Genomic DNA, 12,145 nt, shown 5'->3' on the forward strand with positions numbered 1-12,145 from the left:
GCTCGCGAAAGCGGTGTGTCAGACACGGAGATGTCGACTGGTATACCGCATTCGCGAGCAAGCCCGCTCCCACAGGTTTTTGCGTTTTCGGTTATTTCAGGTCAAACCGATCCAGATCCATCACTTTGGCCCACGCCGCCACGAAGTCGTTGACGAACTGCTCTTTCGCATCAGCACTCGCATACACCTCGGCCAGCGCCCGCAGGATCGCGTTGGAACCAAACACCAGATCGACCCGCGTCGCCGTCCACTTCACGCTACCGGTTTTACGGTCGCGCCCTTCGAACTCGTCCGCCGCTGCTGACGTCGGTTTCCACTCCACGTCCATGTCCAGCAGGTTGGTGAAGAAGTCGTTGCTCAGCGTTTCAGTGCGCGAGGTGAACACGCCATGCCGGCTTTCCCCGACATTGGCCCCCAATACCCGCAGACCACCGACCAGCACGGTCATTTCCGGAGCGGAGAGGGTGAGCAGTTGCGCCTTGTCGATCAGCAGTGATTCGGCCGACACGGTGTACTTGCCCTTGCTGTAGTTACGGAAACCATCGGCAATCGGTTCGAGGAAGCCAAACGACTCGACGTCGGTTTGCTCCTGAGTCGCGTCGGTTCGACCTGGATTGAACGGCACCGACACCGAGTGCCCAGCGTTTTTCGCCGCTTGCTCGACCCCCGCATTACCCGCCAGCACGATCAGATCCGCCAGCGAGACTTTCTTGCCGGATGAGCCGGCGTTGAACTCGTTCTGAATGCCCTCAAGAGTCTTCAGCACCTTGTCCAGTTGCTCCGGCTGGTTGGCCTGCCAGAACTTCTGCGGGGCCAGACGCAGACGCCCGCCGTTGGCGCCACCACGTTTATCGGATCCACGGAAGGTCGACGCGGCAGCCCAGGCGGTGGAAACCAGTTGTGACACCGACAGGCCGGAAGCCAGCACTTTGCTTTTCAGCGCCGCCACATCGTTGCTGTCGATCAACGGGGGAGTGGCATCGGGAATCGGGTCCTGCCACAGCAGTTCTTCGTTCGGCAGTTCCGGGCCGAGGTAGCGCGACAACGGGCCCATGTCACGGTGGATCAGCTTGTACCAGGCGCGGGCAAAGGCGTCCGCCAGCTGATCCGGGTTGGCCAGGAAGCGGCGGGCGATCGGCTCGTAGATCGGGTCGAAACGCAGCGCCAGGTCGGAGGTGAGCATGGTCGGCGAAAGCTTCTTGCTTGGATCGTGCGCGTGCGGAACGGTGCCAGCGCCGCCGCCGTTCTTCGGTTTCCACTGGTGCGCACCGGCCGGGCTTTTGAACAGTTCCCACTCGAAACCGAACAGGTTTTCCAGGTAGTTGTTGCTCCACTGAGTCGGAGTGGTGGTCCAGGTGACTTCGAGGCCACTGGTGATGGTGTCGGCGCCTTTGCCGGTGCCGAATGCGTTGCGCCAGCCGAGGCCTTGTTCTTCCAGCCCGGCCGCTTCCGGCTCAGGCCCGACATTGTCGGCCGGGCCGGCGCCATGGGTCTTGCCGAAGGCGTGACCGCCAGCGATCAGCGCCACGGTTTCTTCGTCGTTCATGGCCATGCGGCCGAAGGTTTCGCGTATATCGCGGCCCGAGGCTACTGGGTCCGGATTGCCCTCTGGGCCTTCCGGGTTCACGTAAATCAGGCCCATCTGCACCGCGGCGAGCGGATTTTCCAGATTACGTTCGCCCTGATCGGTGCGGCTTTGCTCTTTGCCGTGCAGGTCCGGTTCGGCCACCAGCGTGCCGTCCCCCGGCTCCTGCATGGCCGATTTGTCTTTGCCGTAGCGGCTGTCGCCGCCGAGCCATTCGCGTTCCGAACCCCAGTAGACGTCTTCGTCCGGCTCCCACACATCGGGACGTCCGCCGGAGAAGCCGAAGGTCTTGAAGCCCATCGACTCCAGCGCGACGTTGCCGGTGAGCACGATCAGGTCGGCCCAGGAAATATTACGGCCGTATTTCTGCTTGATCGGCCACAACAGACGCCGCGCTTTGTCGAGGCTGACATTGTCCGGCCAACTGTTGAGCGGAGCGAAACGCTGTTGACCGGAGCCGGCGCCACCGCGGCCATCGGCGGTGCGATAGGTGCCGGCGCTGTGCCAGGCCATGCGAATGAACAGCGGGCCGTAGTGGCCGAAGTCGGCCGGCCACCAGTCCTGGGAGTCGGTCATCAGCGCACGCAGGTCTTGTTTCAGGGCCTGGAAGTCCAGGCTCTTGAAGGCTTTGGCGTAGTCGAAGTCCTTGCCCAGCGGATCGGACTTGGGCGAGTGCTGGCTGAGGATCTTCAGGTTCAGTTGATTCGGCCACCAGTCACGGTTCGTCGTACCACCACCGGCGGCGTGGTTGAACGGGCATTTCGATTCGTTTGCCATGTTCGGATCCTTATCAGGTCTTGTGCGGCCGGCTCATGCCGGCTTCGGACTTGTAAGGCTAGACCGGACTTGGGCAGTCAGCTAATAGGCCGGCTATTGGGGCGTGATAGGAAAACTCTTTAATGATTGTTGTTTTGGAATGAGTTGAAAATTTTTTAGCCCGAAATCGACTAAGGAACTGTCATTTCTGACAGTGCGCGGAGGAATTAATAAAAAATATATTGGCTGCAGGCTAACAGGCCTGATTAATCTCATAAGGGAATAGCGAATATGTCCAGCCAAGAAAGCAAAATTGCAGAGCTCGTCAAGAATTACAAAGATACTGGTTGGTTTACTGCATATGTTGGAGGCAAAGAATTTCTTAAAGCTACTACGGTAGTCTTTCACGAAGCGGGTGCAGATGAATATTGGATTATTGCAGACCAACCCGATAAAAGCTGGGTAACTTTCGCAATTCCGAGTTCCTTGGTCGGTGACGGTCCGCATGTTGTTGAACATCCTTCCGGATCTCTTGTCTGGACTGCAAAATTCGACGAAAAGTCGCGTCCCGCTGAAGCCGGTTCGTCAGTTGAGGTCACTTTTTTTGATAAGCGTACTGGCGTAGAAGGCACCATTGATTTTGTATTGAAGGATGGACGGAAAGTGACGGGGAAATTCAATATTTCCAGAACATCTCGATGAACTGCTGTGGGTAGTCAGTTTCTACTGAAGGCGCATCCATATGAAAAAATCAATTAATACAAAAGAGCAGCTCGAAGCGCTGTTACAGGAGATTGGTCACGTCTCCGACGGTGTTTTCAATGCATCTGTTGGTAAAAAACCGTTCGTGTCTGCGACGAAGGGGAACGCGGTACTTTATGTAGCAAGAAACGACTTTTTAATTATTGGAGTTGACGACAATGGACGAGGTCATGTTGCGTTCTGCGTTCCACGAAGCCTGGCCGGAGACGGCCCTCATGATGTGATGTGCTACAAGGGGGACTTGAGTTGGACCGCTGATGACAATGGCAATTACCAGCTTATTAAATCAGGGCGGGCAACAGTGACGTTTTTTAGAAAAGAAGGATTTCCATACGTTGTTTCAGGTGATATCGATTTTGATTTTTCTGATGAGGGAAAAATAACAGGTAATTTTCAAATTAAACTTCGCTCGTAAGAGTTTAGGGACGGATCCAACCAATCCGCCCCTTCCCTGATTTCAACTCGATTGCACAGTTTCATCCTCTGGCAGCGCATCCAGCGGATCTTCCTGTCCCGGCAGCTCAGTAATCACACTGAAATCCGTGACCTCGACCGCACCCAATCCATAACCCAGCAAGTGAAACGAGAAAGCCTTGCGCTGCTGCGGGTTGTCGAAGCTGAAATCCATCTGCAGCGGCTGATCCGCCGTGGCGACCATCTCGGTTGGCAGGCCCAGTTGCACGTCCTGTTCGAACTCCTTGGCCTTGAGCTGAATGTACGCCGCCTGCTGCGGATCCACCGAACGCACGGTCAGGCGCACGCGGGTGTGCGAGCCCTTGGGCATTTCCAGGTATTGCGCACCGATCAGGTTATCGGCCCAGTCATCCTTGATCTGCGCCTGTAGCGGGATGACGTTGTTACTGCCGAACTGATAGCGCTGATTGAGCGGGGTGCGCAGCAGCGACAGGTCCAGCGCCATGGCCCGCGCGGCAATCTGCCGGGCCTGCTGGCTGCTTTCATTGCCCTTGAAGGTGGCGCGGTCGGCAATGAACCCGGGGCTTTCGTAGTAGCGGCAACGGCGCGGCATGTCGCACTCGGAGAAGATCCCCTGGCCATTGTGGTAGCGCAGTTTGCCGTTGGTGTAGGACATGATTTCACGCCCGCCGTCATAGTCGCGGAACAGCGAACGGCCGCTCAGCGCCGACGGCACCGGCAGATCGAAATAATCAAGGATCGACGCGCTCAGATCGACATGACCGTATACCCCGGCATTCAGTCGCGGCAGTTGCTCGTGTTCCGGGGCCAGGGTCAGGTTGAAGCCCCAGGACGATGCCAGACGCACGCCATCGATGCCGTGGGATTCGTCCGAAGTAATCACCACCAGCGTTTCCTTGAGCACGCCCTGGCGTTCGAGGCCGCTGAGGAACTGCTCCAGCGCATCGTCCAGATAACCGACGGCGGCCTGTTTCGGCGTCTCGTAGCGCGCCAGATATTCTTCCGGTGCGGAGTAGGGCTGGTGCGTGCCGACAGTCAGCAGGGTGAGCATCCACGGTTGCTTCTGCTTCTTCAGTTGGCCGACGTAATCCAGCGCGCCTTCGAAGAACGCCTTGTCATCCTTGCCCCACGGGAACTCCAGATAGTTGGCGTTGCTGAACCATTCCAGACCATGGGTCGCATCGAAGCCGATGTGCGGCATGATCTTGTCTTTGGCCATGAAGCGCAGACCGGCGCCTTGCAGGTAATGAGTGCTGAATCCGTTCTGCCGCAGCTGCGCCGGCAGGCAGGCCTGATTGCGCTCCTGCTGGGTGAGCATTTCCACGCCTTTGGGCGTGCCGTTGTTGAGCTTGTCGTAATCGCCACAGAGCATGGCGTACAGGCCGCGAATGGTCTGGTGCGTGTGCAGCACGTAATCCGGGGTGTTCATGCCGCGCTCGGCCCAGCGGCTGAGATTGGGCATCAGGTCTTCTTGATAGCGGCTGCCGATGGCCTCGCGATTGGCGCGGATGTACGCGCCGGGAATGCCTTCCAGGGCGATGATCAGCACATTGCGCGCCTGACCCGGTGCGGCCAGCAGCTTATGGCCATTGAGATCCAGATCGGTCAACCCGGCCATCTGTGGCGCGGGCTCTTCGACGTCACCGTCCAGCCATTCCTCGGCCTGCAACTGCAGATCGGCCACTTGAGCGGCGAGCAACTGATGCGGCAGGTTGTACAGGCGCCACGGGTCTTCATCGTTCGGCCAAAGGTTTTGCACGCCCCAGTGCGCGGCGAACAGCAGCGCCGGTGCGGCCCACATGGCGCGGGGCAGGGCAGCAGGGGATTGCGTGCGATTGGCGAAGCGCGTCAGCAACCAGAGCAGCAGCGCCAGCAACAGGGTGGCGCCCAACGCCGGGTGGGCGAAACCGCCACCGGTGGAGTTCTCCACGAATTGCGGGTCAATCAGGTAATGCAGGTCGGATGGGTTCGGCAACCGGCCGACAGCGCTGACCAGCTCCGCCGTCGCCACCGCCAGCAACCCCCAGAACAGCAGCAACGGCAACGCCAGCCACCACGCACGGCGATGCAGTAACAGCACCAGCAAACTACCAATCGCCAGGTCGGACAAATAGCCCGGCGACGACGACCAGCCCAACGCCGCGCGCAGGCACACCGGTACGATCAGCACCAGCAGAATCAGGGAAAACAGGCGGGCATGCGGCTGCCGCAACCAACGCAAAAGAACGCTCACAAACAAAGACCTTCCAGCCATCAAACCGTCATAAAAGTGTGCGCGATGATACCAAGGGTGGGCTGTCTGATCGCCCTTTTAAACTCCCGGCTGATCCGCTCTCGCAAGCGCGGCGCAGGGCTTGAGGCCGTGACTGGCGTTGGTGTCAGCCCGCTAGCGGCTGACGTCCAGCTTGTAACCGGTGGCAGATTTATTGTTTCAGGCTGTTTAAACCGGCGCACATGGCAAACGCGGGCGTGCTATCGATATTCGATAACGGTATTTAATTTCTGTTTTTTATAGCGATAGAGTTCGGCCTTTCAGCCAATCCACCCTGCTGCGAGGTTGTCATGGCCACACTGTTCAAACGTTCTGCGCTGACTCTGTTGGCCACATCTCTGACAGGCAGTCTGCTGCTCAGCGGCGGTGCGCAGGCCGAAGGCAAGATCAGCATCGCCCAGCAATTCGGCATCGGTTATCTGATTCTCGACGTGGTTCGTGATCAGCAGTTGATCGAAAAACACGGCAAGGCGCAGGGACTGGAAATTAAGGTCGACTGGAACAGCATCTCCGGCGCCACCGCCATGAACGAAGCACTGCTGACCGGCGCACTGGACGTGGTCTCCGCCGGGGTGCCGCCGATGCTCACCGTGTGGGATCGCACTCGCGGCAAACAGAACGTCAAAGCCATTGCCTCGCTCGGCTCGATGCCCAATTACCTGCTGACCAACAACCCCAACATCAAGACCCTGAAGGATTTCAGCGACAAGGATCGCATCGCCGTACCCGCAGCGGGCGTGGGTTTCCAGTCGCGTACCTTGCAGATCGAAACGGCCAGGGAATTCGGCAATGATCAATACAAGAAGTTTGACGACATCTCGGTCAGCCTGCCGCACCCGGATGCCACGGCGGCGCTGATTGCCGGCGGTTCGGAAATCAACTCGCACTTCTCCAGCCCGCCGTTTCAGTATCAGGCGCTGCAAAACCCCAACGTGCACAAGGTGCTCAGTTCCTACGACGTGCTCGGCGGTCAGGCCACGTTCAACGTGCTCTACACCACGGAAAAATTCCACGACGAAAATCCCAGGACCTACAAGGCGTTCTACGACGCGTTGGCCGAAGCGGAAAAAATCATCAAGGCCGACAAACCCGCCGCCGCCCAGGCGTACATCCGCGTCGAACAGTCCAAGCTGCCGCTGGCGCTGGTCGAGCAAATCGTCAGCGATCCGGAAATCGACTTCACGGTGGTGCCGCAGCGCACGTTTATCTATGCCGAAAAACTGCAGGAACTGGGCGTGCTGAAGAACAAGGCCGGCAGTTGGAAGGATTACTTTTTTGAAGAGGCGCATGGCGGCGCGGGGAGCTGACACCTCTCAGGCAGCGCCCACCGCCGGCCAATTCGGCGATCAGTTCAAACCGTCGTCGAAGATGCTTTCAATCGGCAGCTCGAACGCCCGGGCAATCTGAAAGGCCAGTGGCAGGCTCGGGTCGTAACGCTCGTTTTCGATGGCATTGATCGTCTGACGTGACACCTTGAGGCGTTCGGCCAGATCGACCTGCGACCAGTTGCGCTCGGCGCGCAGCGCCTTGAGGCGATTTTTCATTGGTAGCGAAGTCGCGCGATTTGCAGGCCGACAATCCACATCGCGCCCATCACCGGCCACACGCAAGTCCACGATATGTGCGGGGCGCCGATGTTTTCCAGAAAACCGTAACTGAAGGTCAGCAACGCCGAGGCGGCGAAGGCAAACCCCAGCGCTTCGAACTGGATACGCAGATGCATTTCGTCCATGCGCCGCATGTTGCGCACGATACTCCAGCACATCAGTCCTGCCGGAATAACCGGTGTCAGCGCGACGGCTGAGCGCAGAATCATGTTGGCGTCCGTCAGGTATTGCGTGGCAATTACTGAGGCCGTCAACACCAGCATGTAGAGGATCAAGGCTGCGCCCATTTCGAGGTAGTACCGGTTCATTTTTCAACTTCCTGTGTAAAAGACCCTTTACATACTGGCTAAACTTTTTCCCCATGTAAAGCAAGCTTTCCATCAGCCTCGAACGGGTTGTTTCTGGACAGTCTAATGGCCACTTAGTAGCATTCGAGCCCAACGGACTTTCCCTCTGCACGTCGTCCGACGTGGAATTCTCAAGGAATCGACATGCGCGAGCCCAGCAATGGCGAACAACGAACAGTCGTGACCTTGGTCAACGGTGAGATTCATCACGAAACCCGGATCAGTTTCAGCTCGGTGTCGGTCGTCAATGGCGAAGTGCGGGTGCATACCGCTGAAGGCAATCAAATAAATGTCCAGGTACCGGGGGCGGACTTCTCATTGCGCTTTGATCTGGATGGAGTGCAGCAGACTCCAGTGGCGCAGCAGGCACCGGTTGAAACGGTGCCCGTCGACAACAACCTGAAGCTGTTCACCTGGAAAACCGTACTGATCACCCTCGGGCTGTGGACGGTGGTCAACCTGATCACTGGTTGGCTGGGATTCTTCGCGGCGGCCGGTTATCTCGGTTATCGCTGGAGTCAGGTGTTGAAGCGCAAGCAACAGTTGGCTGCGGCGCCCGTGGAGAAAACTGCGGCGGCATCGCGCCCGGGGATGTCGAGAGAAAGCGTGCGCAATGCACTGGCCCGCAAGCGCGGCTGATATGCGCGAAAAAAAAGGGGCGATCTGATCATCAATCAGGCCGCCCCTTTTTATTGCCGCAAAGTCAGATCAATGCATCTTGCTGTGATCGTGGCCTTCCATGTGCGTCAGCGCACGGACTTCGGCTTTGACTTCGACAGTTTGTTTCTCGCCCTTGGCGTTTTCCACGGTCAGGGTCAGCGGCACGCTTTCGCCTTCCTTAAGCTGGCCGGTCAGGCCCATCAGCATCACGTGGTAGCCGTTCGGGTCGAAGGTGACGGCTTTGCCGGCCGGCAGGTCGACCGACTTGACCGGGCCCATGCTCATCACGTCGTTCTTCATCGACATTTCGTGGATCTGCACATCTTTGGCCACTGGCGAGGCAACGCTCAGCAGTTTGCTGTCGCTGTCAGCAGTGACGGTCATGAACGCGCCGCTGGCCGATTGGGTCGGCACGGTCGCACGCACCCAGGCATCGTCCACTTTGGTCTGGGCGGAGACCTGAAAAGCCAGGCCCAGCAGCGACAGAGCGCAAACGGCGCGTTTGATGTTGTTCAAAACGGGGTGCATCAGCAGACCTCCATAACGGTGAGCAAATCTTCCGTGCACTCTTGTGCCGAAAGCGATACAGACAGACCCATGCGCAGTTGGCCGCGCGAGTCGTAGACGTAACTGGTGGACGTGTGGGAAATCGTATAGGTGTCGCCGGCCGGCACCTTCTCGAAGAACACGTCGAATTCCTTGGCGGTGGCCTGGGTTTCTTCCAGCGTGCCGTACAGCGCGACGAAGCTCGGGTCGAAGGCTTTGACGTAGGCGTCGAGGATCTGCGGCGTGTCGCGTTCCGGGTCGAGGGTGATGAAGATCACCTGCAGACGGTCGCCGTCCTTGCCCATCAGCTTCTTGATTTGCGCAGCGCGGGCGAGGGTGGTCGGGCACACCGCCGGGCATTGGGTGAAGCCGAAGAAGATCATCGGCATCATCCCGCGAAAGCTCGACAGCGTCATGGTTTCGCCGTCGGTGTTCTTCAGCTTGAAGGTGCGCCCGAGGATCTTGTCACTCAGGTCCTTGCCGTACTTGTACGACAGTTGGCCACGGGTGTCGCAGCCCGCGAGCAGGCCCAGGCCCAGCACGCCCATTCCCGCAAGCACCTTGCGGCGAGTCAACAAAGCCGTCATCTAATACCGCCTTTTGCAGCCCGTCAGTCGGCAGGACTGGCGGGGGGTTAACCGTAAAAGCGGCGCATGATACCAAACTGACGGCAGACGCCGGCCACGGATCGCCGCGCGGCGCAGGATCGGGCGACAAAAGGTGTAAGAAAAAGTGACGAGGCGCTACTGAATTCGGCCCTCATCGGCCCGCCAGCCGCCGCCCAGCGCGGTGTACAGGTTGACCTCGGCGACCAGTTGCGCGAGACGATCAGTGATCAGCCCCTGCTGTGAACTGAACAGTGAACGTTGCGCATCGAGAAACGTCAGGCTGCTGTCGACACCGTTCTTATATCGGTGCTGCGCCAGGTTGTAGTAGTCCTGAGTCGCCTGTACCAGATCGCGCTGCGCCTGCAATTGCTGCTGATAAGTACTGCGCGCCGCCAGGCCGTCGGCGACTTCCTGAAACGCGGTTTGAATCGATTTCTCGTATTCGGCGACCGCCACATCCTTCTGCAATTTCGAGTAATCCAGACTCGCGCGCAGGCTGCCGGCGTTGAAAATCGGCAGGTTGATTTGCGGCTGGAACGTCCACGCCCCGGAGCCGGCGCTGAACAGCCCGGACAGATCGCGGCTGGAGGTTCCGGCGTTGGCGGTCAGGCTGACACTGGGGAAAAACGCCGCGCGCGCCGCGCCGATATTGGCGTTGGCCGCTTTCAGTTTGTACTCGGCCTGCAGAATGTCCGGGCGCCGTTGCAGCAGATCCGAGGGCAGTCCGGCCGGCAATTGCTGGACCAGATCGCTGGCCAGTGGTTGCGCCGGCAGTTGCTCGGGGACTGGCGCGCCGATCAGCAGCGTCAGGCTGTTCAGATCCTGCGCCACCTGGCGTTTGTATCGCGCCAGATTGGCCCGCGAACTGTCGACGCTGGTTTGCGCCTGCGCCTGTTCCAGCGCTGAAGACTTACCGGCGTCGCGGTTGCGCGTGGTCAGGCGCAGGCTTTGCTCATCGGCGGCCAGGGTCTGGCGCGTCAGTTCGAGCAACTCCTGATCGGCGCGCCAGGTCAGGTAGGCATTGGCGACGTTGGCCACCAGACTCAGCTCGGCACTGCGCCGCGCCTGTTCGGTCGCCAGCCAGGTCTGCAGCGCCTGCTCGCTGAGGCTGCGCACTCGGCCGAAAAAATCCAGTTCATAGGCGCTGACGCCCAGATTCACTGCATAGGTCGAATTGATCAGCGCCTTGCTGCGAGTCACGCTGGGCGGCATGCGCTGGCGCGACCCGCTGGCATTGGCCGACACCGCCGGCAGCAGATCGGCGCGCTGGATCCGGTATTGCGCTTGAAACGCCTCGACGTTCAGCGCTGCCACTCGCAGGTCGCGATTGTTCACCAGCGCACTTTCGATCAACTGTTGCAGGGCCGGATCGTTGAACAGCGTGCGCCAGTCTTCAGTGCGCGCTGCGGCGGGTGTCGATGTCGGATAAACCGCGCCTTGCGGGTACTGCGCAGCGCTCGGTGAAGCAGGGCGCTGGTAGTCGGGAATCAACGAACAACCGGCCAGCAGCACGGCAAGGGACAACAGGGAAATGCGCAGCATCGAACGCTCTCATGCAGAAAAAACACGTGCCGGGGACTGCGTCCCCACACCACCATCGAATACTGTTGAAGCCTGACCGCGCGGTTACGCCCCGGCCATCCAGCGCGCCAGGCCATGCCGTCCGCTGACCCCCAGTTTGGCGGTCGCACGCTTGAGGTAGGTCTCGACCGAACTGCTCTTGACCCGCAGCTTCTCGGCGAGTTGCGGCACGGTGCCGCCGGTCAACAAACCGAGGCAGACTTCTTTCTCCCGCGCCGACAGCACAATGCCGCCCAGCGCCAGACGCTCGTCGAACACCTGCTGCAACGGCGCCTGTTCCAGGTCGGCCAACGGCAGGCGCGGTTGTTTGGCGATGATCTGCCGGCTGAGTTGCGCGTGGCGCTCGATCAGCGGCAGCAGGGTGTCGGACAGGCTTTTGAGAAACGACAGCTCCGGCAGGGAAAACACCCGGTGCGTGTGCGGTCGATAGAACGAGATGACGCAACGGCGGTTGGAAGTGCGCGACACCAGATTGCACTGGTGCACGCTGTGCTGCGGATGGCGGGGCTGTAGTGAGGCTTTGAGTTGAATCAGCAGGGAGTCATTCATCTCGATCATCTTCTGCAACAGCGGATGATCGTCCGGGCGCGGCAACGAGTCCGGCGGCGGGAAGGTCTGCGGCAGGCCCGCGCTGCCCAGCGCCTTGATCTCGACCACGCTGGCCTGGCGCTCGTCCAGCGTCCATTCGCTGAGATCGACGCGATTGACCGGCACCAGAGTGTCGACCAACTGAAACAGGTTGCTGGCGAAATGATCGTCGCCGGTGCTGGCAATCAGTTCACCCAGTTGCCAGTAGAAATGCGGGTTTTCCATGTTGCGAATGCTGCCGGTCAGATTCATATCCTTGTCATCCCTGGTTCCGAGTCATCACCGAGTCGTCCGCTGTTTATGCAAAAGCCGCCCACGCAATCGTCTCTCCTTGAAACTGATCTGGGGCGGGATTTAAGCCTATGGATTTGTCCTACGTCTGTAGGGGAAAACAGGGA

At 59.3% G+C, this 12,145-nt stretch carries 12 protein-coding genes; 4 read left to right on the plus strand and 8 right to left on the minus strand.

From position 1 onward, the window contains the following. Positions 1-91 precede the first annotated feature (91 nt). Positions 92-2,362: a catalase/peroxidase HPI gene (gene katG / locus ACS4NR_RS05830; RefSeq protein ID WP_456019349.1), complete on the minus strand. Its 2,271-nt coding sequence runs from the start codon at positions 2,360-2,362 to the stop codon at positions 92-94. Positions 2,363-2,632: 270 nt separating this feature from the next. Between katG and ACS4NR_RS05835 the strand changes: the two genes are divergently transcribed. Continuing rightward, entirely contained in the window at positions 2,633-3,043 is a 411-nt protein-coding gene (locus ACS4NR_RS05835; protein WP_456019350.1) for a hypothetical protein, read from the plus strand. Between the two features lie 40 nt (positions 3,044-3,083). Next, positions 3,084-3,518: a hypothetical protein gene (locus tag ACS4NR_RS05840; protein ID WP_456019351.1), complete on the plus strand. Its 435-nt coding sequence runs from the start codon at positions 3,084-3,086 to the stop codon at positions 3,516-3,518. 42 nt (positions 3,519-3,560) lie between these two features. On the opposite strand, the gene ACS4NR_RS05845 is transcribed toward ACS4NR_RS05840, so the two are convergent. Continuing rightward, positions 3,561-5,792 (minus strand): LTA synthase family protein, encoded by a 2,232-nt coding sequence (locus ACS4NR_RS05845; RefSeq protein WP_456019352.1) that lies wholly within the window; start codon positions 5,790-5,792, stop codon positions 3,561-3,563. A 308-nt stretch (positions 5,793-6,100) separates the two neighbouring features. Between ACS4NR_RS05845 and ACS4NR_RS05850 the strand changes: the two genes are divergently transcribed. Next, complete coding sequence (locus ACS4NR_RS05850; RefSeq protein WP_095139611.1) at positions 6,101-7,117, plus strand: ABC transporter substrate-binding protein; 1,017 nt, start codon at positions 6,101-6,103, stop codon at positions 7,115-7,117. 39 nt (positions 7,118-7,156) lie between these two features. Here the strand turns inward: ACS4NR_RS05850 and ACS4NR_RS05855 are convergent, their stop codons facing one another. Next, the gene (locus tag ACS4NR_RS05855) at positions 7,157-7,354 is read right to left on the minus strand and encodes a helix-turn-helix transcriptional regulator (RefSeq protein ID WP_003224191.1); all 198 of its coding nucleotides are present in this window, start codon (positions 7,352-7,354) and stop codon (positions 7,157-7,159) included. Then, positions 7,351-7,725 carry a hypothetical protein gene (locus ACS4NR_RS05860; RefSeq protein ID WP_456019353.1) on the minus strand — a complete coding sequence of 125 codons (375 nt, stop codon included), beginning with the start codon at positions 7,723-7,725 and terminating at the stop codon, positions 7,351-7,353. Before ACS4NR_RS05860 ends, ACS4NR_RS05855 begins: the two co-directional genes overlap by 4 nt. 183 nt (positions 7,726-7,908) lie before the next feature. Here ACS4NR_RS05860 and ACS4NR_RS05865 point away from each other — a divergent pair, with 183 nt between their 5' ends. Beyond that, positions 7,909-8,403 (plus strand): hypothetical protein, encoded by a 495-nt coding sequence (locus ACS4NR_RS05865; RefSeq protein WP_456019354.1) that lies wholly within the window; start codon positions 7,909-7,911, stop codon positions 8,401-8,403. Positions 8,404-8,472: 69 nt separating this feature from the next. Here the strand turns inward: ACS4NR_RS05865 and ACS4NR_RS05870 are convergent, their stop codons facing one another. The 4 genes from ACS4NR_RS05870 to ACS4NR_RS05885 all read right to left on the minus strand — a co-directional run bounded on the left by ACS4NR_RS05870 (position 8,473) and on the right by ACS4NR_RS05885 (position 11,999). Continuing rightward, on the minus strand, positions 8,473-8,952 hold the full coding sequence (locus ACS4NR_RS05870) for a copper chaperone PCu(A)C (RefSeq protein ID WP_456019355.1): 480 nt from the start codon (positions 8,950-8,952) through the stop codon (positions 8,473-8,475). Beyond that, positions 8,952-9,557 (minus strand): SCO family protein, encoded by a 606-nt coding sequence (locus ACS4NR_RS05875; RefSeq protein ID WP_047599796.1) that lies wholly within the window; start codon positions 9,555-9,557, stop codon positions 8,952-8,954. The genes ACS4NR_RS05870 and ACS4NR_RS05875 overlap by 1 nt, the downstream gene beginning before the upstream one ends. A 156-nt stretch (positions 9,558-9,713) precedes the next feature. Continuing rightward, the gene (gene adeC, locus ACS4NR_RS05880) at positions 9,714-11,120 is read right to left on the minus strand and encodes an AdeC/AdeK/OprM family multidrug efflux complex outer membrane factor (RefSeq protein WP_456019356.1); all 1,407 of its coding nucleotides are present in this window, start codon (positions 11,118-11,120) and stop codon (positions 9,714-9,716) included. Between the two features lie 84 nt (positions 11,121-11,204). Next, complete coding sequence (locus tag ACS4NR_RS05885; RefSeq protein ID WP_095139606.1) at positions 11,205-11,999, minus strand: helix-turn-helix transcriptional regulator; 795 nt, start codon at positions 11,997-11,999, stop codon at positions 11,205-11,207. Positions 12,000-12,145: the final 146 nt, after the last annotated feature.

Source organism: Pseudomonas sp. JQ36 (genome assembly GCF_053851495.1).

What these genes read in the sequence shown, in the direction of transcription:
- katG (WP_456019349.1), bottom strand. Translation starts at nt 2,362, where the DNA reads ATGGCAAACGAATCGAAATGCCCGTTCAACCACGCCGCCGGTGGTGGT.
- ACS4NR_RS05835 (WP_456019350.1), top strand. Translation starts at nt 2,633, where the DNA reads ATGTCCAGCCAAGAAAGCAAAATTGCAGAGCTCGTCAAGAATTACAAA.
- ACS4NR_RS05840 (WP_456019351.1), top strand. Translation starts at nt 3,084, where the DNA reads ATGAAAAAATCAATTAATACAAAAGAGCAGCTCGAAGCGCTGTTACAG.
- ACS4NR_RS05845 (WP_456019352.1), bottom strand. Translation starts at nt 5,792, where the DNA reads ATGGCTGGAAGGTCTTTGTTTGTGAGCGTTCTTTTGCGTTGGTTGCGG.
- ACS4NR_RS05850 (WP_095139611.1), top strand. Translation starts at nt 6,101, where the DNA reads ATGGCCACACTGTTCAAACGTTCTGCGCTGACTCTGTTGGCCACATCT.
- ACS4NR_RS05855 (WP_003224191.1), bottom strand. Translation starts at nt 7,354, where the DNA reads ATGAAAAATCGCCTCAAGGCGCTGCGCGCCGAGCGCAACTGGTCGCAG.
- ACS4NR_RS05860 (WP_456019353.1), bottom strand. Translation starts at nt 7,725, where the DNA reads ATGAACCGGTACTACCTCGAAATGGGCGCAGCCTTGATCCTCTACATG.
- ACS4NR_RS05865 (WP_456019354.1), top strand. Translation starts at nt 7,909, where the DNA reads ATGCGCGAGCCCAGCAATGGCGAACAACGAACAGTCGTGACCTTGGTC.
- ACS4NR_RS05870 (WP_456019355.1), bottom strand. Translation starts at nt 8,952, where the DNA reads ATGCACCCCGTTTTGAACAACATCAAACGCGCCGTTTGCGCTCTGTCG.
- ACS4NR_RS05875 (WP_047599796.1), bottom strand. Translation starts at nt 9,557, where the DNA reads ATGACGGCTTTGTTGACTCGCCGCAAGGTGCTTGCGGGAATGGGCGTG.
- adeC (WP_456019356.1), bottom strand. Translation starts at nt 11,120, where the DNA reads ATGCTGCGCATTTCCCTGTTGTCCCTTGCCGTGCTGCTGGCCGGTTGT.
- ACS4NR_RS05885 (WP_095139606.1), bottom strand. Translation starts at nt 11,999, where the DNA reads ATGAATCTGACCGGCAGCATTCGCAACATGGAAAACCCGCATTTCTAC.